At 32.8% G+C, this 25,605-nt stretch carries 25 protein-coding genes; 8 read left to right on the forward strand and 17 right to left on the reverse strand.

Going from position 1 to position 25,605, the window contains the following annotated elements; genetic code table 11:
* Positions 1-500: 500 nt before the first annotated feature.
* The 3 genes from perR to lspA form a co-directional block, all read right to left on the reverse strand.
* Positions 501-929, reverse strand: a complete 429-nt coding sequence (gene perR / locus ACODH8_RS07115) for a peroxide-responsive transcriptional repressor PerR (RefSeq protein WP_332464804.1) — start codon at positions 927-929, stop codon at positions 501-503.
* A gap of 88 nt (positions 930-1,017) precedes the next feature.
* Positions 1,018-1,935 carry a cysteine synthase A gene (gene cysK, locus ACODH8_RS07120; protein ID WP_332464803.1) on the reverse strand — a complete coding sequence of 306 codons (918 nt, stop codon included), beginning with the start codon at positions 1,933-1,935 and terminating at the stop codon, positions 1,018-1,020.
* Between the two features lie 2 nt (positions 1,936-1,937).
* On the reverse strand, positions 1,938-2,396 hold the full coding sequence (gene lspA, locus ACODH8_RS07125) for a signal peptidase II (protein WP_332464802.1): 459 nt from the start codon (positions 2,394-2,396) through the stop codon (positions 1,938-1,940).
* A 218-nt stretch (positions 2,397-2,614) separates the two neighbouring features.
* Here lspA and ACODH8_RS07130 point away from each other — a divergent pair, with 218 nt between their 5' ends.
* Positions 2,615-2,818 carry a cold shock domain-containing protein gene (locus ACODH8_RS07130; protein WP_332464801.1) on the forward strand — a complete coding sequence of 68 codons (204 nt, stop codon included), beginning with the start codon at positions 2,615-2,617 and terminating at the stop codon, positions 2,816-2,818.
* 19 nt (positions 2,819-2,837) lie between these two features.
* Here the strand turns inward: ACODH8_RS07130 and ACODH8_RS07135 are convergent, their stop codons facing one another.
* A complete protein-coding gene (locus tag ACODH8_RS07135) occupies positions 2,838-3,272 on the reverse strand; it encodes an EbsA family protein (protein WP_332464800.1) in 435 nt (144 codons plus the stop codon).
* 83 nt (positions 3,273-3,355) lie between these two features.
* Between ACODH8_RS07135 and ACODH8_RS07140 the strand changes: the two genes are divergently transcribed.
* Positions 3,356-3,757, forward strand: a complete 402-nt coding sequence (locus tag ACODH8_RS07140) for a ribonuclease HI family protein (RefSeq protein ID WP_332464799.1) — start codon at positions 3,356-3,358, stop codon at positions 3,755-3,757.
* 15 nt (positions 3,758-3,772) lie between these two features.
* Here the strand turns inward: ACODH8_RS07140 and hemH are convergent, their stop codons facing one another.
* Positions 3,773-4,714, reverse strand: a complete 942-nt coding sequence (hemH, locus tag ACODH8_RS07145; RefSeq protein WP_332464798.1) for a ferrochelatase — start codon at positions 4,712-4,714, stop codon at positions 3,773-3,775.
* 416 nt (positions 4,715-5,130) lie between these two features.
* Here hemH and tyrS point away from each other — a divergent pair, with 416 nt between their 5' ends.
* Positions 5,131-6,399: a tyrosine--tRNA ligase gene (tyrS, locus tag ACODH8_RS07150; RefSeq protein WP_332464797.1), complete on the forward strand. Its 1,269-nt coding sequence runs from the start codon at positions 5,131-5,133 to the stop codon at positions 6,397-6,399.
* 34 nt (positions 6,400-6,433) lie between these two features.
* Here tyrS and ACODH8_RS07155 read toward each other — a convergent pair whose 3' ends face one another.
* Positions 6,434-6,706 (reverse strand): hypothetical protein, encoded by a 273-nt coding sequence (locus ACODH8_RS07155; protein WP_332464796.1) that lies wholly within the window; start codon positions 6,704-6,706, stop codon positions 6,434-6,436.
* Positions 6,707-6,839: 133 nt separating this feature from the next.
* Here ACODH8_RS07155 and ACODH8_RS07160 point away from each other — a divergent pair, with 133 nt between their 5' ends.
* Positions 6,840-8,243, forward strand: a complete 1,404-nt coding sequence (locus ACODH8_RS07160) for a TrkH family potassium uptake protein (protein WP_332464795.1) — start codon at positions 6,840-6,842, stop codon at positions 8,241-8,243.
* Positions 8,244-8,427: 184 nt separating this feature from the next.
* Here ACODH8_RS07160 and ACODH8_RS07165 read toward each other — a convergent pair whose 3' ends face one another.
* From ACODH8_RS07165 to ACODH8_RS07190, 6 genes are all read right to left on the reverse strand, one after another.
* The gene (locus tag ACODH8_RS07165; protein ID WP_332464794.1) at positions 8,428-8,820 is read right to left on the reverse strand and encodes an OsmC family protein; all 393 of its coding nucleotides are present in this window, start codon (positions 8,818-8,820) and stop codon (positions 8,428-8,430) included.
* 1 nt (position 8,821) lies between these two features.
* The gene (locus ACODH8_RS07170; protein WP_332464793.1) at positions 8,822-9,724 is read right to left on the reverse strand and encodes an ABC transporter ATP-binding protein; all 903 of its coding nucleotides are present in this window, start codon (positions 9,722-9,724) and stop codon (positions 8,822-8,824) included.
* Positions 9,714-10,616: an ABC transporter ATP-binding protein gene (locus ACODH8_RS07175; protein ID WP_332464792.1), complete on the reverse strand. Its 903-nt coding sequence runs from the start codon at positions 10,614-10,616 to the stop codon at positions 9,714-9,716. The genes ACODH8_RS07170 and ACODH8_RS07175 overlap by 11 nt, the downstream gene beginning before the upstream one ends.
* A gap of 1 nt (position 10,617) precedes the next feature.
* Positions 10,618-11,445 carry an ABC transporter permease gene (locus ACODH8_RS07180; RefSeq protein ID WP_332464791.1) on the reverse strand — a complete coding sequence of 276 codons (828 nt, stop codon included), beginning with the start codon at positions 11,443-11,445 and terminating at the stop codon, positions 10,618-10,620.
* A gap of 1 nt (position 11,446) precedes the next feature.
* Positions 11,447-12,403 carry an ABC transporter permease gene (locus tag ACODH8_RS07185; protein ID WP_332464790.1) on the reverse strand — a complete coding sequence of 319 codons (957 nt, stop codon included), beginning with the start codon at positions 12,401-12,403 and terminating at the stop codon, positions 11,447-11,449.
* A 79-nt stretch (positions 12,404-12,482) separates the two neighbouring features.
* Positions 12,483-14,039 carry an ABC transporter substrate-binding protein gene (locus tag ACODH8_RS07190; RefSeq protein ID WP_420517649.1) on the reverse strand — a complete coding sequence of 519 codons (1,557 nt, stop codon included), beginning with the start codon at positions 14,037-14,039 and terminating at the stop codon, positions 12,483-12,485.
* 266 nt (positions 14,040-14,305) lie between these two features.
* Between ACODH8_RS07190 and ACODH8_RS07195 the strand changes: the two genes are divergently transcribed.
* From ACODH8_RS07195 to ald, 3 genes are all read left to right on the forward strand, one after another.
* Positions 14,306-15,649: a Mur ligase family protein gene (locus tag ACODH8_RS07195; RefSeq protein WP_332464788.1), complete on the forward strand. Its 1,344-nt coding sequence runs from the start codon at positions 14,306-14,308 to the stop codon at positions 15,647-15,649.
* 1 nt (position 15,650) lies between these two features.
* Positions 15,651-16,340, forward strand: coding sequence for an adenosylcobyric acid synthase (locus ACODH8_RS07200; protein WP_332464787.1), 690 nt, complete (start codon positions 15,651-15,653; stop codon positions 16,338-16,340).
* A 149-nt stretch (positions 16,341-16,489) separates the two neighbouring features.
* Positions 16,490-17,602, forward strand: a complete 1,113-nt coding sequence (gene ald, locus ACODH8_RS07205) for an alanine dehydrogenase (RefSeq protein ID WP_420504751.1) — start codon at positions 16,490-16,492, stop codon at positions 17,600-17,602.
* A 42-nt stretch (positions 17,603-17,644) separates the two neighbouring features.
* Here ald and ACODH8_RS07210 read toward each other — a convergent pair whose 3' ends face one another.
* From ACODH8_RS07210 to ACODH8_RS07230, 5 genes are all read right to left on the reverse strand, one after another.
* On the reverse strand, positions 17,645-18,508 hold the full coding sequence (locus tag ACODH8_RS07210; protein ID WP_332464785.1) for an ROK family protein: 864 nt from the start codon (positions 18,506-18,508) through the stop codon (positions 17,645-17,647).
* Between the two features lie 15 nt (positions 18,509-18,523).
* Positions 18,524-19,897: a glycoside hydrolase family 1 protein gene (locus ACODH8_RS07215; protein ID WP_332464784.1), complete on the reverse strand. Its 1,374-nt coding sequence runs from the start codon at positions 19,895-19,897 to the stop codon at positions 18,524-18,526.
* A gap of 85 nt (positions 19,898-19,982) precedes the next feature.
* Positions 19,983-20,846 carry a fructokinase ScrK gene (scrK, locus tag ACODH8_RS07220; protein ID WP_332464783.1) on the reverse strand — a complete coding sequence of 288 codons (864 nt, stop codon included), beginning with the start codon at positions 20,844-20,846 and terminating at the stop codon, positions 19,983-19,985.
* 39 nt (positions 20,847-20,885) lie between these two features.
* The gene (locus tag ACODH8_RS07225; protein WP_332464782.1) at positions 20,886-23,093 is read right to left on the reverse strand and encodes a GH92 family glycosyl hydrolase; all 2,208 of its coding nucleotides are present in this window, start codon (positions 23,091-23,093) and stop codon (positions 20,886-20,888) included.
* The gene (locus ACODH8_RS07230) at positions 23,094-24,173 is read right to left on the reverse strand and encodes a GntR family transcriptional regulator (RefSeq protein WP_332464781.1); all 1,080 of its coding nucleotides are present in this window, start codon (positions 24,171-24,173) and stop codon (positions 23,094-23,096) included.
* Between the two features lie 123 nt (positions 24,174-24,296).
* On the opposite strand from ACODH8_RS07230, the gene ACODH8_RS07235 reads away from it, so the two are divergent.
* Positions 24,297-25,595: a glycoside hydrolase family 125 protein gene (locus ACODH8_RS07235; RefSeq protein WP_332464780.1), complete on the forward strand. Its 1,299-nt coding sequence runs from the start codon at positions 24,297-24,299 to the stop codon at positions 25,593-25,595.
* The last annotated feature ends 10 nt before the right edge of the window (positions 25,596-25,605 follow it).

Below are 25,605 nucleotides of genomic sequence, written 5' to 3' on the forward strand. Positions count from 1 at the left end.
CGCCAGCGTTCGTCCTGAGCCAGGATCAAACTCTCAATAAAAGTTATGATAACGTCTTACGACGTTTAGCTCATTAATTAATTTAAAACTTGCTAGCGAATGTTATTCACTAAATATGGTTTGTTTTCACTTTCGTAAAAACGCCCTACACATTTGGTTTGTCTTACTTTGTTCAGTTTTCAAAGATCCATTTCTTAGCTGCCGTAGCAACTTTTATATCATATAACATTGTTTAATTCTTGTCAATCACTTTTTAAAAAAAGTTTTTTTAGAATCAAACATTTTTAAAACCGCTTGTTGTTATTTAATTTTTCAACTCATAACAACTAAATCAGTGTAACATATGCTTTATAATATTTCAAGCGTTTTTTTAAATATTTATTTTCGTTATTTAAAAAGTGCTGTGTCTCAAGGACATGTATTAATATATCAATTGTCTTGAAAAAAAGCAAGCATATTTTTAAATTTTTTTTAAAATAAAAAAAGTAGATCTTAAAGACCTACTTTTTTTGACATTCTGGACAGATACCATACATTTCTAAACGATGCTCTCTAATAATAAAACCTGTCAATCTTTCTGTTGCTGCTTCAACATCTTCCAAGCCTGGATAGTTAACATCAACAATTTTTCCGCAATTATCGCAAATAGCATGATAATGTTTACTAGATGTAAAATCGAAACGACTAGATGAATCCCCGTATGCCATTTCAGTTACAAAACCAATTTCAGTAAATAATCTCAAATTGTTATAAACAGTAGCAACACTCATATTAGGAAAGCGATGTTCTAAATGTTTATAAATATCATCAGCTGTCGGGTGACTTTCACTCTCAACAAGATATTCTAAAATAGCATATCTTTGAGGAGTTATTCTTATGTTAGCTTCTTTCATTTCTTCAATTGCATCTTCAACAATATGATTAGACATAGGCATCATCCCTGCTTATTTATAGTAACCTCATTCTACTACTAATAGTAATTATTATCAAGAAACATCCATTCTTACTAACCAAGTTTTAAAATTTATATAGACTAGTTGAGAGGTAACGTTCACCATTATCGGGGGCTAACGTCACAACATTGCTCTCTTCTCCTAATTCTGACGCCACTTTTCTTGCTGCATATATGACTGCTCCAGCAGATCCGCCAACTAAGATACCATCTGTTTTCCCCATGTCTCTAGCTGTATCTAAAGCATCCTGACTATCGACACCAATCACTTTGTCATATACAGTTTCATCTAAAATACTTGGAATAAACCCTGGTCCAATACCTTGTATTCTATGCGGAGCATGTACTCCACCTCTTAAAATCTCTGTTTCACCTGGTTCAACAGCGTATATTTTAATTTCTGGATATACTTTTTTTAATTCACGACCAACACCAGTTAATGTTCCACCTGTTCCAACACCAGCTACAAATGCATCAATTCTATTACCTTCAAAGGCTGACAGAATTTCTTTAGCTGTTGTTTTGACATGAGCCTCTGGGTTCGCAGGATTATCAAATTGCTTTGTTAAAAAGTAACCATGTTCTTGTGCTAGTTCATTCGCCAACTTAATTGAGCCACTCATTCCTTCAGCACCTGGTGTTAACATCACTTCTGCCCCATAGGCTTTCATTAGCTTTTGTCGTTCAACTGTCATTGTATCTGGCATTACAAGAATCACACGGTATCCTCTAGTTGCTGCAATCATGGCTAAACCAATCCCTGTATTTCCACTAGTTGGTTCTATAATAGTAGAACCTGGTTGTAATTGACCTTTTTTTTCAGCGTCTTCAATCATGTTAAGTGCTACTCTATCTTTCACACTACCACCAGGATTAAAAAATTCCAGTTTTAAAAAGACGTTTCCACTGTTAGTTGTATTTTTTAATTTTAAAAGAGGAGTCTCTCCTACTAATTCACTAATATCATTAACTATTTTTTTCATGCTTATTCCTCCAGATTTTTCTTTTCTTCAAAAAATAAAATATAGATAAATACACAAATAACTCCTAGGACTAAAGAAACATCAGCAACATTAAAGATTGGAAAATTAAAAAACTCTACTTGAAACATGTCTACAACGTAACCTAAACGCATTCGATCGATAAAGTTACCTATGGTTCCACCAATAATTAAACTAAGTCCTATTGTCATCCATTTACTTTCAGAACGATACTTATATAGTAGATAAGGTAAAATAATTAAGGCTACCATCGTGATAATAAAGAAAAATCCCATCTTACCTTCTAAGATACTCCAAGCTGCTCCTTCATTCTTAATATAAGTTAAAGACAAAATCGGGTTATTAAAAATTGTCTCGTATAATTCTATATTTTGAACTGTCCACCATTTAACTAGTTGATCTGCTAAAACAGATATCCCAACTATTACCACATACCATACCATTTTTTGCCTACTTCCTTATAGATTAATTTTTTCCTACTATTATATACCGTTTTTTTATAATAATAGTTCTCCTTAACAGTATATAACAAATAAATAAAACTAAAAAGGATAATATCCTTTCAATGATTAATCCATATTGTCCAACCTAGTTTGACGAATTAGTCATGAAAACGTATAATAAGATAAGGTATGTTAATGACCACTAGGGGGTATTTAAAATGAAAATCGGCACTGTAAAATGGTTTGACGTCAAAAAAGGATACGGATTTCTACTCTACGATGGAGATGAGGAAATTTTTGTTCATTTTACTGGGATTGTTCAAGATGGATTCAAACTTCTATTAGAGGGACAAAAGGTAGAATTTTCAATTAAAGAAGGTGCCCGTGGTCTACAAGCATCAAATGTTACTGTTATTGAATAAATAAAAAAGTGCGGACCTCTTAGTCCACACTTTTTTTTATCCCTATTACAGTTCCTTTAAAACTCGTTTCATCTTGCATTGTTTTTATTAATGCGTTCTTTGACGGTGGGAACATAACATAAGCATACTCTTTTTCTTCAGTTTTTATCGTTATACCGTGACTTCCAATGAAGATTTTATTAATTTGATCAACGTTAATATGATATCTATTTTTTTTTAAGATAGCATATACTTTTAATTGTTCATTTGTCAAAATCATTTTCCTTCTCGTTCCTAGATAAGAAAAAAATAAAAAAAGAATAAAAGTAATAATGCTAAATAAATTAATTCGACCTTGTTCTTCCATTAAGCCGATCATGCTCAGAAAAAACAAGACAAATGTTAACGACCAATAGATCACTGTATCTGAGAGGTCTGGTTGATATCTAAAAACATGAATTTTATTTGTGCTCATATAAGCCTCCTATAAACAACGACCCTACAATTACTTATATTACCACAATGCTTTAGAATAAAAAATAAAAATGAGGTTCCACCATGATAAAAATTTATATAGATGCTGCTACTAATCAAAATAAACAACTTAGTGCTGGCGGCATGATAATAATTAAAGATAAAAAACAAAAACAACTTTCCTATCCATTAGTAGCTAAAACTAATAATGAAGCTGAATTTGAAATGTTTGTCATTGCTCTTTCTCATTGTATAGAACAAGGCTGGGAAAAAGAAATGATTTTTCTTTACACTGATAGTCGAATCGTAACTGAATCCATCAGAAAAGAATACGCAAAAGACGCTAGATTCACACAACACCTTTCTCTTATTCTTGATTTAATTCCAAAACTTAATTCTTTGTTTATCGAATGGATTGAAGAAAAAGATAATAAAGGTGCAGACAACTTAGCTAGACAAGGGCTACAAAAAAGGTACTCAGACTAACTGAGTACCTTTTTCTTATCTAACTAATTCAGCTAATAGCTCAACAAATTCAGGATCACCATTAAAGGGATGGATATAATTAAATTCTTCTCCACCATTTTCCATAAAGTAACCTTTATTTTCTTCCTCTATTTCTTCCAATGTTTCGATACAATCAGAAACAAATCCTGGTGTAATAATTAATACTTTTTTAGTTCCTTTGCCTGGTAAATCCATCAACGTTTGATCTAATGCCGGTTTAACCCATTCATCTCTACCAAATACAGATTGATATGTTACTTGATAAGGTATATCAATGTCAAAACCATCAAACACCGCTGCTGTTGTTTCGGCACATTGTTCTAAATAAGGATCTCCTTTTTCAATATAAGAAATCGGCAAGCCATGATATGAAAAAATTAATAATTCCGGATTATGTTTGGCAATACCTTCTTTAATTTGTTTTCTTAATAATTCTATATACATCGGATGACTAGTGAATTCTCTAACTAAATGTAATTTAGGAATATTTTCTTCCTTTAGATAATGTTTAAAAACAGTATCAAAAACAGCTGCTGTTGTTGTTGTAGAATATTGCGGAAATAAAGGAATAACAGTTACTTCTTCTATCCCTTCTTTCTCAAATTCTTTTAAAGATTCCGGAATAGTTGGATGACTATAAGCCATTCCGTATTTCACAGAATACTCTGGTAAAAGCGCCTGTAGCTGGCTCGTTTGAGATAAAGTATGAATTAATAATGGCGAACCTTCTTCTTGCCAGATACTTCTATATAATTCTGCCGATTTTTTAGGACGCGTGTTTAAAATAATCCCATGTAAAATTGGTAACCACTGCCAACGCGGTTTATCTATTACCCTTCTATCTCCTAGAAAGTGTTTTAAATACTCTTTAACCTCTTTGGTTTCAGGTTTATCTGGGGTACCTATATTTGCTAATAATATCCCTTTTTGTTTCAAAAAAATCTTCCTCCTTTTATCACGTCTTTTATTCTAACATAGAATAAATATTTTTGTGAAAACAAACACTTATAATTGAGAATTATTTTCATTAAGAAATAATTAGCAGAATTCATTGACAAAATTAACATAATGATTTAGCATAGGATTTATTAAATATTTATTATAAGCGATGAACGAAGTAGCATATTGTCACTGTTTCCTAGAAAGTCAATGGCCGATGAAAATTGACACAAACAATGATGCGAATTACATTCATGAATTTAACGCTATACGTTTAGTTTGCGATATAAACTATTAGAGGTGTTTTTTTTAGCACAAACTTGGGTGGTACCACGAATTCTATTATTTCGTCCCTATGAAGAATATTCTTCATAGGGACTTTTTTTATTTTACTTAAAGAAAGGGTGTTTTAAATGATAACAAATATTATTGATGAATTAACATGGCGTGATGCGATTAACCAACAAACAGATGCGGAAGGTTTACGTGAATACGTAGAAAATAATAAAATCTCACTTTACTGTGGAGTAGATCCTACTGGCGATAGTATGCATATTGGACACTTAATTCCTTTTATGATGCTAAAAAGATTCCAAAACTTTGGTCACCATCCTCATATTCTAATTGGTGGAGCTACAGGAACAATTGGAGATCCAAGTGGTCGAACAAGTGAACGTCAATTACAAACGATGGAGCAAGTTCAACATAATGTTGATTGTCTTACAAACCAAATGAAAAAACTATTCTTTGACAAAGAAAATGAACAACAGTTAACAATGGTTAACAACTACGATTGGACTCATGAATTAACGTTACTTGATTTTTTACGTGATTACGGAAAAAACTTTAACATTAACACGATGCTTGCTAAAGATATCGTTTCAAGTCGTTTAGACACTGGTATTTCTTTTACTGAGTTTACATACCAAATTCTACAATCAATGGACTTCTTACATTTATTCAAACACAATGATGTGCGTTTACAAGTTGGTGGAGCTGATCAATGGGGTAATATTACTGCCGGTCTTGATTTAATTCGTAAAAAAGAAGGCGCTGAAGCTAAAGCTTTCGGATTAACTATTCCATTAATGTTAAAAGCTGATGGTACTAAATTCGGTAAAACTGCTGGAGGCGCTATCTGGTTAGATCCAGAAAAAACTTCTCCATATGAATTCTACCAATTTTGGTTAAATCAAGATGACCGTGATGTAGTTAAATACTTAAAATTCTTTACCTTCTTAACACAAGATGAAATTAATGCTTTAGCTGAAAAAGTAGAATCTGAGCCTCATAAACGTGAAGCTCAAAAAACATTAGCTAGTGAAATGACTCTTTTTGTCCATGGTGAAGAAGCTTTAAATGATGCTTTAACTATCACAGCTGCTTTATTCTCAGGAGACGTTAAACAATTAACTTCTCATCAAATTGAAGATGGATTTAAAAATATGCCTAATGCAACTATTGGCAAAGAACCTATGAATATTGTTGATTGGTTAGTAGAAACAAAAATTGAACCTTCGAAACGTCAAGCTAGAGAAGACGTAACTAATGGTGCTATCTCTATTAATGGTGAAAAAGTTCAAGATTTAGAGACTCTTATTACTTCTGAATTATCAATTGATGATAAATTTATTATTGTTAGAAAAGGTAAAAAGAAATACACTTTAGTTAACTTAATATAATAAAAAGGTTGAGTTCATTAGAACTCAACCTTTTTTATTTTAAACACACTCTTTGGAGGCTTATTTTCTGAACAAATAAATAACCAATAGTTGCTAAGCCATTAATACTTGCTATCATTAATAAATTAAAATCCGATATATCTACAGGATAAATACATCTTAAAAACAAATTGATTAAAAATAAATTTGTTACCCAAGCGAATAATGAACGACTTTCTTCTTTTTCTAAACGACCATTTTTCTGCCACAAGTACATTGTTAATATAATTATTGTAATAATTTGAGTTTGAATTAGCCCTAATAACATATTGAATCACTCCTCATTTTATAGTCTATAACTTTTTGAAAAATTTGTCATCCGTCATTAGTCCGATTATACTTTGTCTTTTTATTTTTATCTTGTTATACTAAATTCACTAGACTTGCAAAAGGAGTTTGTTATGTTCAAAAAAAAATGGTCTATTTTTAGGCTTAGAAGAGATGGTAATCGATTTATTAACTCCCACTTTTCTACTATACAAATTATTTTTATTTACTATGTTCTAATGACTATCGTGTCTTTTATCTTACTTAGCTTACCTTATTTTAAAAATGAAGGTGTCGAAGTATCTGCTTTTGACACATTATTCATGGCAATCAGTACAGTTAGTGTAACAGGACTTAGCACATTCAACATCAATGAAGTTTACAATGCAAAAGGTGTTGTATTACTAGAGATTCTTTTCCAAGTTGGTGGTTTAGGTATTATGATGTTTTCTACCTTCTTTTTTATTCTTTCAAGAAAAAGGATTTCCTTAAAAAGAAGGCAATTAATTATGACTGATATGAATCAACCTAGACTAAGTGGTAGTGTCAAGTTAATCAAAAATACTGTCTTTACTCTATTTGCTATTCAATTTATATTTGGCGTTATTTTTTCTTTACGTTTTTATTTTTCAAATCACCATGAAACCTTAAAAGATTCAGTCTTCCAAGGTTTTTACCAATCTATTTCAGCTGTAACGAACTCCGGATTTGATGTGACTGGACACTCTGCAACACCTTACGCAACGGATTATCTATTTATTGTCTTTCTGATTTTCCTCATTATGATAGGTGGAATTGGCTTTCCTGTTATTATGGAAGTTAAAGAATGGCTATTTCATAGAAGAAAAAAACATACCATTCCATTTCGATTTTCACTTTTCAGTAAATTAGCTATTAGTATGTACCTAATTCTTTTTGTCTTTGGAACTATTTCTGTTTTTCTACTAGAAAGAAATCATTTATTCGCTGATATGCCAACATCACAAAAATTGATGACGTCTATGTTTTATTCAACAACGACTAGAAACGCTGGGCTTCAAATGCACGATTTAAGTTCATTCCAAACACCAACCTTACTACTCTTTTCAATGTTAATGTTTATTGGATGTAGTCCTAGTTCTGTAGGGGGTGGGATACGAACGACAACAGTTGCTATTCTTGGCCTTTATATGCTTTCATTTATTAAAAGTGAAGACAACGTTACTATTTTTAGTCGACGCATTGAAGATAGAGATATCAAAAAGGCTGTCGTTGTTTTCAACCTATCTCTTGCCATGTGTTTCTTAGCTGTTTTAATTTTATCTATTACAGAAAATCAAGATATGATTGCCATTATTGTAGAAGTAGCTTCTGCATTTGGAACAACTGGCTTATCCCTTGGCATTACTTCGGATTTAACGATGATTGGTAAAACTGTTATTGCCATATTAATGTTCGTCGGACGTATCGGCATGCTTTATACCTTAATGGTATTTGTCCCTAAAGAACGTCAAGACCACGGTTATTTATTCCCTAGCGAAAAAATTATTATCGGTTAAAAAAATAATAGGCTGACTTAAATGTCAGCCTATTTGTTATTTATACGAATAATTTTTAATAGTCGGGGGATAAAAAGTCTGCTCTCACGACCACTTCACAAAAACGGAGCAATCAAAAATCACGATTGTTCGATTTTTGCTCCAGTTGCTCAGAGCAAAACGACTTTTGACCCACCCTGTCTTTTTATAAAAAGACAGCTTTTTCGATTAATTCAATATTAGGGTTAAGAGATTGAATAACTGGGCAGTGCTTACCAATCAGTTTTAAACCTCTTTCAGCTCTGCCTTGTTTTTCTTCTTCAACCGTTAAATAAAAAGTAATTTCTATTTTCTTAACAGGTTGACTTTGAATCTCTTCATCTCGTTCATACGTAATTTCCACATGATCAAATTTAAAATCAATTCTTGAACTTTCTAAGACACTTTGATACACATAAGCGCCACAAGAGCCGACAGCTGCCACCATACTTTGAACTGGAGAATACCCTTCTTCTCTTAACATTACCCAATTACCAGTTTCTAAAGGTAACTCCATTCCTTTTTCGCCTTGAATTAGTTTTATTGTATCAATCGCCATATTAATTCTCCTTTAAGACAAAATGAGTTGGTGTTACTTCCACCCATTCTGTTTGATTTGATAAATCGAATGTTTCCATTTCTTCCTGTTCACTATTTGCTAATGCTTCTCTAGCTGTTTTAGGATCAGGAATTGGGATAGCTTTTAATAACCTCTTTGTATAAGCATGTTGGGGATTATTAAATATTTCTTCTGAACTCCCTAGTTCGACAATTCTGCCAAGATACATCACAGCAATTCGGTCAGAAATATAGCGAACCATAGATAAGTCATGAGATATGAATAAATAAGTTAGACCGAGCTCTTTTTGAAGTTCAATTAAAAGATTGATTACTTGAGCTTGAATGGATACATCAAGTGCTGAAATAGGCTCATCACAAAGGATAAACTCTGGTTCCACAGCAACCGCTCTTGCTATTCCAATTCTCTGTCTTTGTCCTCCACTAAACTCTTTTGGATACTTCTCAAACATCTCTTCTGTAAAGCCAACTTTTTTTAGCATAGCAACAGCTTTTTCTAAAGCCATATCTTTACTATAGATTAATTCCAAAGGCTCTAATACTTGTTCTAAAGCTGTCATTCTAGGATTTAATGACGAATAGGGGTCTTGGAAAATAATTTGCATTTTTTTAAGCCATTCTTTTTTGTTATCTTTTTTCTTACTTCCCATTAATTCGCCATTGTAATAAATACGACCTTCATCAATCGATTCAAGTTGTAAAATACTTCTCCCTAATGTTGTTTTCCCACTACCTGATTCACCTACTAAGCCTAAGGTTTCCCCTTTATTAATGGTTAAACTTACATTATCAATTGCCTTTACAACCGTTTTTACTTGTCCAAAATTATTTTTCACTGGAAAATAACGTTTAATATTTTGAACTGTAATTAACTCATTTGTCATCATTTTCACCTCGATTACTTAATACTCGGTGCGTTGTAGACAATTCCAACATTTTTGCTGTAGCACGAGATTCTTCTGACTCTCCATATGTTTTCAATGAATACAAGTCTGCTCCCTTTTCTCCAGTAGGAATAGCTTTTAGGAGTTCTTTTGTATAAGGATGAGCTGGTTCATAAAATACCTCATCAATTAAGCCTTCTTCTACAATCTTCCCATCATACATTACTCGAATACTTTGGCACATTCCTGCGACAATTCCAAAATCATGTGTTACTAAAATAACGGATAAATCTTCTTCTTTTTGTAACTCTCTAATTAAATTAAGAATTTGTGCTTGAATAGTTACATCCAATGCTGTTGTAGGCTCATCTGCTATTAATAGTTTAGGTTTTGCTAATAAAGCCATCGCAATCATAATTCTTTGTCTCATCCCACCTGATAATTCGTGTGGGTATTGTTTGATTCTCTTCTCTGGTAAAGTGATACCTACTTTTATCAACTCTTTAACGGCTAGTTCTTCCGCTTCTTTTTTTGAAACTTTTTTATTATTACGAAGAACCACTTCAATCAAATGATAACCTATTGTTCTTAAAGGATTTAAAGACGTCATCGGATCTTGGAATATCATAGCTGCTGGAATGCGTGACTTATTATCTTTTTGATCTTTCCCATCAAAAGTAAATGAATCATATGTCATGACACCATTTGTTGGTAAAATATTCATTAAACCTTTCATGGTCATACTTTTTCCACTACCTGATTCACCTACAATGCCAACAATTTCTCCCTTTGGAATTGTTAAATCGATGTCTTTAATTATTACTTGCGATGGCTTGTTTTTTTTATTAATAGTAACATTCAGTTTTTTTATTTCTAATATGTTTTCTACCATGTTAACCCTCCACACTTGTCACTTCACGTAAATAGTTACCTAAACTATTAAATGAGTACACTGTTAATATAATAAATACACCTGGTAAAATCGCCATATAAGGCGCTTGCTGTAAACTTGCCTGAGCATTTTGCAACAAACTTCCCCATGAAGCTACAGGAGGTTGAATACCGATACCTAAAAAGCTTAAAGCAGATTCAGTCATAATAGCTGATGAAATGCTTCCTGTTCCAGCAACAATTAAAGTTGGTAAGACAGCAGGAAAAATATGTCGTCTAATAATTTTACTGTCTTTTTCCCCAATAAACTGAGCATAAATAACGTATTCTCTTTCTTTAACAGATAAAGTCTCAGCTCTTATTAAACGAGCGATGCTCATCCATGAGAAACATCCAATAACAAAGATGATAGTTACAAGTCCTGGTTTTAATAAAACACTTAGTACAATAACTAAAACTAACCATGGAATAGATGATAAAATATCAACGATTCTCATTAATAAACTATCTAGCCATCCACCAAAATAACCTGAAATTATACCGATAAAAGTTCCAATTAAAGTTGAAGCAATCATTGCTAATACACCAACTAGTAAGGATATTCTTCCACCGTAGACAACACGAATAAAATAATCGCGACCAACTTCATCTGTTCCGAAAATATGTGCCATACTTGGTGGTGATGACATCTTTGAAACATCTGTAGCATTTGGATCAATCGGAATAAGTGGTGCTAGTAAAGCTAATAATGATAAGAGTGTTAAAAAAGCAATTGGTAACCAATAACTTTTATTCTCCTTTAAAATTTGAATTGATTTATTTTTATTCATCTTACTTATCCCCCTGACTGATTCGAGGATCTACAATAGTATATAACACATCAGATAATAGATTACCTAAAATAACTAAAGTAGCAGATAATAGCATTACTGCCATAATAATTGGAAAATCTAATGCTTTTGTTGCTGACATCAAGTATGGTCCAATTCCTGGCCACCCAAAAATACTTTCAGTAATAATTGCTCCTGTTACAAGCATTGGTAAAGCTAATCCAATTTGAGTCACAATTGGAAGTAACACATTTTTACTCACATGCTTAAAGAATATTTCTCTTTTAGAAGCACCAAATGATTGTTGCACCATTACATAATCTTCAGATAATTGCAGTAATGTAGATGATCTAACGTAACGAGTTAAATCAGGGAAAAAGGCTACCACTAATACGAGATACGGCATAATAAAATGTTGTAAGAAATCAATAAAAGAGTCTTCTTTTCCAACTGTATGCATCCCAATAATTGGTAGTAAATCTAATTTATAACCTAATAGATAAATCATTAACATAGCAAACCAAAATGTTGGCATTGAAATACCAATCGCACAAATGCCATCAATTAATTTATCAATAAATTTCCCTTTGTTAGCTCCAGCTATTAAACCTAAGCACACTGATAAAATAAGGGCAGTTAAATAGGCTGGTAATATCAATTTAATGGTATTTGGAATTCTCACCAATAACTCTTGTCCAATACTTTGTTGGCTAACTAAAGAATAACCAAAGTTTCCTTGTAGTATTTCTTTTAACCACATCATATATTGCACTAAAAACGGCTGATCTAAACCATGCTTTTGGCGAAGTAACTCTACTGTTTCACTTGACATATTTGGTGTCGTAATCGAGTCAATAGCATCATAGGGAGCTAGCTGAATCAACGAAAATACTATAAACGAAACAATAAAAAGCATGGGGATTACTTGTAAAACTCTCTTTAAAATATATTTAAACACAGCTATCCATCCTTTTTAAATTTAATAGAAATATAGAAAAAACTTCGCAGACAATCTACTTGTATGCGAAGTTTTCCCATTATTTAATCGACAATTTGGATACATCCTCAAATGTATAAATTGGAATTAACCCTGCTTTTTCTACATTTTCAATTTGTTTGTTAACAGCTAACACTTTTTTACTATCTACAATAGGATAGAAAACAGCATCATCAGCTATTTGTTTTTGAAGATCTTCATAAACAGCTTTACGTTTTGCTTCATCTAACTCAACTGCACCTTTATTGAATAACTCATCTGTTTTATCACTCTTATATTTGAAGTAATTGGCAGAACCGTCTGATTTAAATAAAGAAGAATATAAATCTGGATCATTACCCATGATATAGCCACCCATAAATAAATCATATTTCTTAGTATCAGGTTTTTGTAATTCTGCAAACATTGCTGTTCCATCTCCACCAGCTAATTCTAGTGTAATACCAGCTTTTTGTAATTGTTGTTGAATTAATGTTGCTTGAATCGTTTGAACGGGATCATCAGAAGAAAAGGCTAAGTTAATTTTTAAATCTTTTACTCCTGCTTCTTCTAATAATTTTTTAGATTTTTCTACGTCTGTTTCATATTTTTCAATAGAATCAGATGAGTATGGATTACTTGGAGGTAAGATTGAGTACACATTTGTGTAATACTTATCTGATAAGTATCCTGCTTTGTTTAATTCATCTTTGTTAATGGCATAGAAAATAGCTTGTCTAACTTTTTGGTCTTTCAATTTATCTGAGTTATTATTTACTCCCATGTAGCCTACACGGTTTTCACTGTACTCATAAGTTGTAATATCCGATTTCTTAATATCTTCGATGTTATTCGGTAAGATATAAGAAGCATCAATTTCACCTTTTTGTAAAGCTACTTTAGTTGTGTCGGCGTTAGCAATAATTCTTAGTGTTACATTTTTAATATTTGGTTTTCCACCATAATAAGAATCATTCGCTTCAAATTGTAAATATTCTCCACGTTTATAATTAGTTAATTTATATGGTCCTGTTCCAACTGGATCTGCTTGTAATTCATTTCCAGAAAAATCAGGTTCATCTTTAAAGACATGCTCAGGCATGATATAAGTTTCAGTTGCAATATTATTCATTGCTGCAGCACTTACTGAAGGCAAGTTAAATTTAACTGTTGTTTCATCTACTTTTTCAACTTTAACTGGTTCACCGTCAACTAAAAGACTGTCAGCATTTCCATTTTCTTTTTTAGCTTTTTCAGTATAAGTAAATACGACATCATCAGCTGTGAATTTTTCTCCATCTGACCAAGTAACGTTGTCTTTTAACTTAACAGTCACTGATTTACCATCTGCTGCTTGTTCAACTGAGTCCGCAAGTTCCATTTTTTGCGTTCCATCACCTTCAATACGAACAAGTGGTGAATAAATCATATTGGTCGTTGTTAGTCCCCAACGATCACTTACTGTAATTGGATTAAGTGACGTTGGATCGCCACTAATACCATACGTAAATGTATCCTTATCCTTTTTTTCTTTTGGTGCTTCTGATTGATTCGAACCACATGCTGTTAGAGCTAATCCCATAACTGCTGTCATTCCAAATAACCATTTTTTTTCCATCAAATCTCTCCTTTTTGGCTGATTAATTGATTTAAAGGATCTTTTAACCGCTTATTTCATATATGTCATAATGCTCACATATAATGGCTATAAGTATACCCATTACAAAAAGTAAGGTCAATTAATTTTACTTAAAAAAGACACAATTTATTCATATTTTTTTAAATATCTATTTAGATTGAGTAGAACCCTTTACTTTTGCTAAAAATATAAAATATAATGTGGTATCATATGTTAGTTGATGTTCAAATAGGAGGAAGTACAATATGAGTTTACGCAGTTCATTCGCCACGCTAGTAGGAAAATCTAGCCGTTGGTTTTTACAAACCTTTTTCAAGGGCGGTAGTAGTTTACCTGGAAAAATCGCTTTAAAAATTGATCCAAATGTCTTAGATCAATTAGCAAAAGATTATCATATTATAGTAGTTACTGGAACAAACGGTAAAACACTAACAACAGCTTTGACTGTTAATATACTAAAACAAGAGTTTGGTGAAGTTTTAACCAATACAACAGGAGCTAATATGCTTCAAGGTATTGTTTCAACTTTCCTTTCAGCTAAAAAAAATAAAAACGGAAAGAATTTTGCCGTATTAGAAATCGATGAAGCAAGTCTTAGTAAAGTAACTGAATTTCTAACACCAGAGTTATTCCTATATACTAATATATTTAGAGATCAAATGGATCGATACGGTGAAATTTACACTACTTATAAATTAATCGTAGATGGCGCTAAAAAAGCTCCTAAGGCTACTATTTTAATGAATGGTGACTTGCCTATCTTCAACTCTGTCGAAACGGTTAATCCACGTCAATATTACGGATTTAATCACCAAGAAGATAGTGAACTAGAAGCACATTACAATACTGATGGTGTTCTATGTCCTCATTGCCATCATATTTTAAAATACAAAATGATTACCTATAGTAACTCAGGTAAATATTATTGTCCAAGTTGTGATTTCAAACGCCCAGAGCTTGATTATCAATTAACTGAATTAATTGAAACAACTAATACTTCAGCAAAATTTGTTATAGATGGAGAAGCTTACAACATTGAAGTTGGTGGACTTTATAACGTTTATAACGCATTAGCTGCTACTTCTGTTGCTGAGTACTATAATATTAGTCCTGAAAAAATTAGAAAAGGCCTTGCTTATGACGAAAAAGTATTTGGACGCCAAGAAGTTATCAATATTGACGGTAAAAAATGTACATTAGTTTTAGTTAAAAACCCAGTAGGATTAAACCAAGTCATCGATACAATGGCAATGGCGCCTTTTGATTTTTCATTAGCAGCTCTTTTAAATGCTAACTACGCAGATGGTATTGATGTTAGTTGGATTTGGGATAGCCAATTAGAAAATCTTGGTACAATGACTATTCCTAAAGTTATTTCTGGTGGAGAGAGAAAAGAAGATATGACACTCCGCTTAAAAGTTGCAGGTATTAATCCTGATACCTTAATTGAAGTACCTGATTTAAAATCAGTCATCACTGAAATTAAATCTGCTCCAACTGAACATGTTTATATCTTGGCAACTTATACTGCTGTCTTAAATTTAAGAAAAGAATTAATTCAACAAGGCTATATCAAGGAGGCTAACTAATATGACAACTTATGATTTAAAAGTTTGCCATCTTTATGGAAATTTACTTAATACATATGGTGATAACGGGAATTTACTTATTCTTGATTACTACGCTAAACAACTAGGTATCAATTTTGACATTGAGATCGTTAGTATCTATGAAGAATTTAATGAAGACAACTTTGATTTTATCTTTTTTGGTGGTGGACAAGATTATGAACAAGTTATTGTTTCAAAAGACATCCAAACTAAAAAAGAAGCCTTAACGAACTACATTGAAAAAGACGGTGTAATGCTTGCTATTTGTGGTGGCTTCCAGTTACTTGGGGAATACTACATTGGCGCTAAGGGAGAAAAAATCGAAGGAATACATGCCCTTCCACACTATACTTTAAGCCAAGAAAACAACCGTTTTATTGGTGATATCGAAATTTACAATAAAGAATTTGATGAAACTTATTACGGGTTTGAAAACCACAATGGGATGACTTTCTTAGGTGAAGGAGAACAACCACTTGGTGTTGTTAAAGTTGGTCACGGAAATAATGATACAGACGATTCTGAGGGAGTCATTTACAAGAACGTTATTGGTTCATATTTCCACGGACCTTTATTAGCGCGAAATAAAAACTTAGCTTTAAGAATTATCAATATGGCTATGAAGAAAAAATACAACAAAGAATTTACTTTAGAGGACTTACAGAAATAAGAGAGAAAAATAGCAGACGACTTTAAAAGTCATCTGCTATTTTTTCTCACTATTTTTTAATCTTTCTTACAATTCCCCTAGAATCTCTCATTTTTTACGTGTATACTTAAATAAGTTAGTTATTTAACTAAACGATAGGAGGAATCTCAATGAAAATAGGGATACCAAAAGAAATTATTAATAACGAAAATCGTGTGGCTTTAACTCCACCATTCGTTAAAACTCTTGTTGACAAAGGTCATGAAGTCGTAGTAGAAACAAATGCTGGACTTGGTTCAGGCTTTACTGATGAAGAATATGTTACAAATGGAGCAAAAATTGTCAATACAGCAAAAGAAGCATGGCAAGTTGAAATGGTTTTAAAAGTTAAAGAACCAAAAGAATTAGAATATGATTTCTTTAAAGAAGGGTTAATTCTATTTACTTATCTTCATTTAGCACCAGTCCCAACTTTAACAGAATCTCTTTTAAAAAATAAAGTAACTGCTATTGCATATGAATCTGTTCAATTAGAAGATGGAAGTCTTCCTCTTTTAAATCCTATGTCTGAAATAGCAGGACGTATGGCTCCTCAAACAGGTGCCTTCTTCTTACAAAAAACTAATGGCGGTTCTGGAGTACTATTATCATCAGTTCCAGGTGTTGCTAAAGGAAATGTTGTTATTATCGGTGGTGGAGTTGCTGGATCAAACGCTGCCAAAGTGGCTATTGGATTAGGAGCTAAAGTTAGAATTTTAGATGTTAATCAAAAACGTTTAGCACAACTTGAAGAAATTTTTGGTAATTCAATTGAAACAGTTATGTCTAATCCCCATAATATTCACCAGTCTGTTATGATGGCTGATTTAGTCATTGGTGCTGTCCTTATTCCTGGACGTAAAGCACCAACTTTAGTTACTAAAGAAATGGTTCAATCCATGAAACCTGGTTCTGTTATTATTGATATCGCAATTGACCAAGGTGGTATTTTTGAAACCACTGATCGCACAACCAATCATGATGAACCGATCATTAAACATTATGATGTACTACACTACGCTGTTCCTAATATGCCTGGAGCCGTTTCAAGAACCTCTACTCTTGCTTTAACGAATAATACATTACCTTATATTACTCAGTTAGCAGATAAAGGGTTTAAACAAGCCGTACAAGATAACAAATCCTTAGCAATTGGTGTCAATACACATAATGGCGTCTTAACTTATGAGCAAGTAGCTATTGATCAAGACAGAGAATTTACACCACTAAGTGAGCTTATTTAATAGAAAAAACCACAGACCAAATTTTTAGTCTGTGGTTTTTTATTATTTAGTTAACTTAATAAAATTCATTGCTGCCCCTATTAAATTAGCGTCATTTGAAAAATGGCATGTTTTAATTTCTGGCATAATTTCTGGGACTAAATGTTTCGTTAAAAGAGATGATAAGCGAGTTCCGATTTCATCAGCAATTTCTTTTCTTGCTGAAACTCCACCACCAATAATAATAAGTTCTGGATCAATAGAAACTTGTAAATTATACAAAGCATGAGCAATAGACCAGTACATCTCATCTAATAATTCAATCGCTAATTTATTGCCGGTTTCGATTAATTCAAATATGCGTTTACCATCTGTTGGTTCACCTGTTAACTCTTGGTATCTTCCAGCAACTTTTACAATCGTTCCCCCACTACTTAAAGATCGCTCGCTTGGATCAATCATCAAACCAAATTCGCCACCAAATAAGTGAGATCCTTTATAGATATCACGATTAATAAAAATAGAACCACCAACCCCAGTTCCCAACACAACAAAAACTGCATTAGTTGCTTCTTTTCCTACACCTAACTCAATTTCAGCAATTCCAGCACAATTAGCATCATTTTCAATTGTAACTGGTAAATTAAAAGTCTTTTCTAATTCATCAAATATTGGAAATTGATGGAGATAAGAAACGGCACTAATTCCATCAATACGTCGTTCCGCCACATTAACAGCGCCTGGTGAGCTGATAGCAACGCCTTCAACACCTTTATCATTATGCTTCTCTAAGACAAGTAACATCTCTTTTTTCATTTCCTCAAAAGTTGTAGGAGTCTCAAACTTACTTTGTTCTGTTAATACTTGATTGTCAAAATAACCATGTTTTACTGCTGTTCCACCGATATCAAATACAACTAAACCCATCTTACTATCTCCTTTTTAGAACCCGTTATTTTCACTTAATTCTTTGTACCATAAACCACTTTTCTTCAATGAACGCTCAAAATTATTTTCCAAATCTACACGATAAAAACCATAACGATTACGGTAGCCATTTAACCATGACCAACAATCAACAAAAGTCCATGTATGATAACCAAAACAATTACTACCATCTTGAATACCACGATGAAGCTCTTTTAAATGATCTTCCATAAATTCAATACGGTAATCATCTTGAATCATACCATCACTATCTAAGAAACGTTCCTCATCAGCAACACCCATACCATTTTCTGAAACGTACCAAGGAATATTGTTATAATCATTTTTCATCATCATAGATACATCATATAGCGCTTCTGGATAGATTTCCCAACCACGATAAGGATTAATTTTACGTTCTGGCCACTCATAAGGAACAAATAAATCACTTGTTTCTACTGCTGGGAATCTTGGATTTGTTGGTGCTTGAACTCTCATTGGTTGATAGTAATTAATACCAATAAAATCGACTAGATTGGCTGCCATTAAGTTTTTATCTTCTTCAAGTGTAACTGGTGTTAAATGGTGTTCATTCACTAATTGTTTTAACTTCTCTGGAATCACACCTAGTACACAAGGATCTAAAAAGCTTCTAATAGCTAATAAGTCAGCAGCTTCTGTTGCTTTCTTATCTGCTGCTTCTTCGCTTTTTCCATAAGGAGGCGTTACATTTAAAATAATGCCAATTCGTCCTATTATATCAGTTTCTTTAAAAGATTTAACAGCCATAACATGAGCCATAAGTGTATGGTATCCAACTTGAATTGCTTTTTTAAAATCAACAATCGCTGGATAGTGATAACCATACATATAAGCCATTTCAATATGGACTAACGGCTCATTGAAGGTTGTCCATTCACTCACTAAATCACCAAATAACTCAAAAGCAGTTTTGGCATAAAAGGCAAAGGCATCAACTGACTCTCTTGTTTCCCAGCCACCTTTTTCCATTAACCACCAAGGCATATCAAAATGGAATAAATTAATAATCGGCTTAATGCCCACTTGATTCATCTTCTCAAAATAATCGCGATAAAAACTAACAGCTTCCTCATTGATTGTTTTTCCATCTGGTAAAAGTCTTGTCCAAGCAATAGAAGTACGGTAAGAATTCATACCGATTTCAACCATTCTTGCAATATCATCTTCGTATAATTCATACACGTTTGATGTGTCTTTTGGTCCTTGACCCTCATTAAATTTTTCTGGATCTAATTCAATCCATTTATCCCAAGTTGAAGGACTTTTACCATTTAGTAGAGCATGGCCTTCTGTTTGAGGAGCAGATGCTGCTGAGCCCCATAAAAAATTATCTGGAAATTTTATCATGTTAACACTCCTTAACTTTTTGATACCTATAATTTAACACAATACGCTTAAAAAAGTAGATGATGGTATCATCTACTTTTTAATTTTATAAATCTTTTGCTAATGATAAGCAACCTAATGTTCCTGCATTGTCTCCTAGAGCTGGAGTCACAATGTAGTTTTTAACTTCTGGATAACTAACATATCCATTAACTAGCTTTTCAAATGCTGCATGAACTTTATCAACCATATGTTGTTGATGCATAACACCACCACCAAAAATAATTACTTCTGGTGACATCATTAAGGTTGTGTTATAAGCACACTGAGCAATATACGTTGCTTCAATTTCCCAAAATGGATGGTCTTCTGGAATGTCTTGTCCTTTAACTCCAAAACGTTTCTCAATCGAAGGACCTGCTGCCATACCTTCTAAACAATTACCATGGAATGGACAAACCCCTGTAAAATCATCTTCTTTATGAGGAACAACAAGCATGTGGCCCATTTCCGGATGACTAAATCCTTCAATAAATCGGCCTTGTTGAATAGCTCCTCCACCAACACCAGTTCCAATAGTGTAATAAACAACACTGTCTTTTCCTTTACCGTTACCTAATTTATACTCGCCATATGCAGCTGCATTAACATCTGTTGTAAAAGCCATTGGTAATGAAAAATGTTTTTTCATCTCACCTAAAAAATCATAATGTTGCCATGCTAATTTAGGCGTTGATGTGATGTGGCCATAAGTAGCTGATTTTTTATTAATATCAATTGGACCAAATGAACCAATACCAATCGCTTTTAATGTTGATTCATATTGTTTAAAGAAATCAATAACAGAAGTCATTGTTTCCTCAGGTACTGTTGTTGGAAAACTCACGCGTTCAAGAATATTTAATTCTTCATCAGAAACGGCACAAACGAATTTTGTCCCTCCTGCTTCTATTGAACCATAAATTGCCATTCTACTTCGCCCTTTCTCTTATCAGTTAGTTAATATATTTTATGCCTCTATTGTATCAATAGAGAATGGTAAATCTTCATGATTTAATGTTTGTTTGCTTGGAGCAATTGATAATTCAAAATCAATTTCAGCTCCGTCAGCTAAATCTTCGTGACGGAAATAAACTTTTGAGTAGTTTTCTTTATTTAATGAAACAGATTTAACAAAGTTTAAATGAGGTTTATTTGCTTTAGTGTTAATTGTAATCTCTTTACCATTCTCTAAATGAATCGTTGCAGAGTCAAATAACGGGATACCTAATACATATTCACCTGAACCTGGTGTCACTGGGTAGAACCCTAAACTTGAGAAAACAAACCATGACGCCATACTACCGTTATCTTCATCCCCAGGGAAACCATTCCAAGAGGTATTAAATTGTTCTGTCATTAATTGTTTTAATATAACTTGTGAGGTACTTGATTCCCCAACATAGTTGAATAGATATGGAATATGGAAACTTGGTTGATTAGAAATCGCGATTTGACCAAAATCAATTGACGCCATTTCACTCATTTCATGAATCTCAAAACCATAACCATCTACACCAAATGTAGGTGGTGTGTTAGCAAGGTTCGTTAGCTTCTTAGCAAATCCTTCTTTCCCACCATGTAACTCAATTAATTTACCAAAGTTATGGTAAACAGCGTAGCTATTTTGCCATGCAGAGCCTTCACAATAATCTAAGCCCCAACGTGTATCTTCAAATGAAGCTCTAAAGTTACCCTCTTTATCTTTTGCACGCATAAATTGTGTTTTTGAATCAAAGATATTGGCAAAGTTACCTGATTGTTTTTGGTAGAATTCAGCTATTTCCGTTTCACCTAGTGTTTTAGCAACTTGTGAGATACAGAAATCACTGTATGCGTAATCTAGTGTGTGGTTAACACTTTCATGGTAATCAAGAGGCACATAACCATATTTTAGGTAATCATATGTTCCACGACGACCATAATTATTTTTGTCACTTTGCTTAGTTGCAGCTACTTTCATAGCTTCTAGAAATTCTGGCATCATCTCTGTCCCGATTCCTTTAACTGCGGCATCAGCAATGACAGCATCAATCAATGTTCCTGGCATTAATCCTCGCTCATCTGGAGATAACCATTTTGGCAAGAAGCCAGTTTCATTGAAAGCTGTTAAATAACTTTCTAACATTTCTTCGTATTCTTTTGTTGCAATTAATGAATACAATGGATAAACAGTTTTATACGTATCCCAGAAACCATTATTTGTATATAGGTATCCTGGTCTAACTTCTTTAGCAATTGTATTGTAATGAATTGGTTCTTTATTTTCATTTAATTCATAGAATTTTTGTGGGAATAAGAATGCTCGGTAAAGCATTGTATAGAACGTATCAACTTGTTCCTGATTAGTTGATTCAACATCTATTCTATTTAGGTAATTTAGCCATTTTTTCTCAGCTGTTGTTTTCATTTCTTTAAAGCTTTGGTCTTTAATACGACTTAAATTCAATTCAGCTTGCTCAATTGAGATAAAGCTTGTTGCTAAGGTTGTTACAACTTCTTTTTGGCTATCAAATCTAACGAATAGATTCAAGTCTTCTCCGCTAAAATCACCAAATGCTTGTTGTGTCTCTTCACCAATAATTAATTCTGATGTTTCAGTATCAATTTCGGCATTAAACACAGTTGAAAAATACATTTTAAATTCTTTATCTTCTGAATCTGAAAAATTAGAAACAAATCCACTAATTTGGTTGTTCTCTAAATCGATTTTTATGTTAAATGGTCCTTTTGAACGGATATTTAACCCATTATTTTCAGGTGTTGCATAAGTCGATTTAATTTTTCCACCATACGTACTAGCTGTAAATTCTGTATCAATTTGATAGCGCTCTTGCTTTAATTTCATAAAATGAGGAGCAAAAACTGCTTCTTCTGGTCGATAAGTTCCTTGGACATGGAACTGGCTATGACCAAATAATTTTCCTGAGAAAGGATTAAATAACATCCACTGGAAATCACCCATCCACGGACTAGGTTGATGTGTTAATCTGATTCCTTGGAATACTCGGTCGTGAGGATTAAACCACCAACTACCTCTATCCCCTGCTGTTTGCATAGCGAAAAAGTTCATTCCAAAAGGAACACCTGTATAAGGTAATGTGTTTCCGTTAGAATATGAATGTTGATTATTAGTTCCTTGGCGTGTATCAATGTCAGTTAATCTTAATAATGTCATTTATTTTCTCTCCTTTAAGCAGCTGCTATTTCGAATAATTAATTTTACATCTGTTTTTTCATGTTTAGCTGGTTGATTACCTGTTTCTATTTGTTCTAAAACAATTCTACAAGCAACTTTTCCAATCTCCACAAAATTTTGTTCAATAGTTGTTAAACTTGGTTGAATTAAAGACGATGCTTGAATGTTGTCAAAACCAACAATAGCTACCTTTTCAGGAATATCTAATTTTACTTGGTTTAAATGATTAATTAGTTGAATAGCTAATACATCATTTTCAAGAACAATTCCTGTAATCTTTTCTTCTATAATTCTGTTAACCACTTCATCTAAATAATCTTCCTTACTCTGCCCTATTTGTTGAATGAGATGGTAATTCTCTTTTAATTCACCATCATGTAAGGCATTTAGATAGCCAAGATAGCGATCTCTTACAGAAGACAGTTCAATTTCACCAGACAAACTGCCAAAAGCGATTTTTTCATGTCCTTGTTCAATTAAATGATTCGCTGCAAGTTCTCCACCAGATAAGTTATCAGCAGACACTGTATTAAATGGTAAGCCATGGAAAAATTTATCTAATATAACTATTGGTATATCATTTAAATGTAATTGGTATAAAACTTCTAAACTTTCTAATGTTTTTTGAGGGTAATAGATAACACCAGCATATTTAGAAACGATTTCTTCAATTGGAGTTTCTACTAAAAAGTTCTCACTTTGAACAAGTAATTGAAACTCTTTTCCTTGAAGGACTTCTAATATCCCTTGTGTGTATTCACCTAAGCCAGTATTTTCTCCAGATAAGAAAGGATAGATTAACAAAAGATTTTTTGGTTGTTCTACTATTTCTTTGACAACATCTTGTTTTTTAACAAAACTACCTTTTCCTCGAGTTCTTGAGATAAGGCCTATGTTTTCAAGCTCCATCAATGCACGTTTCGATGTTATTCTACTAACTTCATACTTTTCAGATAGTTCTAACTCTGTTGGTAATTGATCATTTTCTTGATAAACACCAGTTCTTATATCTTTTACTAAGTCGTCTAAAATCTTTTGATATAAAGGTTTTGCACTCATTCTATACCACCTTTCTTTATTTTTATTTTAAATATCTACTTCTTTTACTAGACAATACAAATGATATACCATATAATCGGTTTTGTAAACGAAAAATATATCTTTTTTGGAGGTTATTAGGAAATGACATACACAACAGTTCCAACATCAGTTCAAGCTTTTATGGATGATATCAAGGCAAAAACACAACAGGATAATCCTGCTTGGGGCGACATCTTTTCAAACTGTTTTGCTAATACATTATTAACAACTGTAAAACGTTTAGAAGATGACACAACATTTATTTTGACAGGTGATATTCCTGCTATGTGGTTAAGAGATTCTACTGCACAAGTACGTCCTTACTTACCAATTGCAAAAGAAGATAAAGATTTAGCTAGCATGATTTCAGGATTAGTTAAAAGACAATTTTTCTATATTAACATGGATCCTTATGCAAACGCGTTCAACGAAACAGATAACAACGCAAGCCCACATAAAGACGATCACACAACTATGACTCCTTGGATTTGGGAAAGAAAATATGAAATTGATTCATTAGCATACCCAATTCAATTGTCTTACTTACTATATAATGCAACAGGACAAACAGATCAATTTAATGAAGACTTTAAAACAGGAGTAACAAAAATCTTAGATTTATGGGAAACAGAACAAAATCACGAAAATTCTCCTTATACATTTGAACGTGATACAACTCGTTTAGAAGATACATTACCAAATGATGGTAAAGGAACACCTGTAAAAGAAACTGGTATGACTTGGACAGGTTTCAGACCAAGTGATGATGCTTGTAAATATGGTTATTTAGTTCCTTCAAATATGTTCGCAGTTGTTGCTTTAGAATATGTTGAAAAAATCTATTCTTCTATTTTTGATGAAGCTGACGTTGTTGCTCGTGCGAAAAAATTAAAAGAAGAAATTAAACAAGGTATTGCTAAATACGGTGTTGTTCAAAACAAAGCTGGTAATGACATCTTTGCTTACGAAGTTGATGGTTTTGGTAACCATAGCATCCAAGATGATTCAAACGTACCAAGTTTAATGGCAGCTCCTTACTTAGGTTTCTGTTCTCAAGATGACCCTACTTACTTAGAAACAAGAAAAACATTATTAAGCGAAGAAAACCCTTATTACTATGAAGGTGAATTTGCTAAAGGAATCGGTAGTTCTCATACGCCACCTAACTACATTTGGCCAATCGCTGTTTCTATTGAAGGTTTAACAACACCTGACAAAACAGATAAGAAACGTATTTTAGATATGCTTGCTGCTACTACTGGTGGCACTGGACTTATGCATGAAGGCGTTGACGTTAACAACCCAAACAACTTCACACGTGAATGGTTCTCATGGGCTAATATGATGTTCTGTGAATTAGTAATGGATTACTATGATATCCGTGTGGAAACTGGTCTTTAGAAAGGAATTT

The sequence above is a fragment of the Vagococcus fluvialis genome, assembly GCF_048815235.1.
Classification (GTDB): Bacteria; Bacillota; Bacilli; order Lactobacillales; family Vagococcaceae; genus Vagococcus.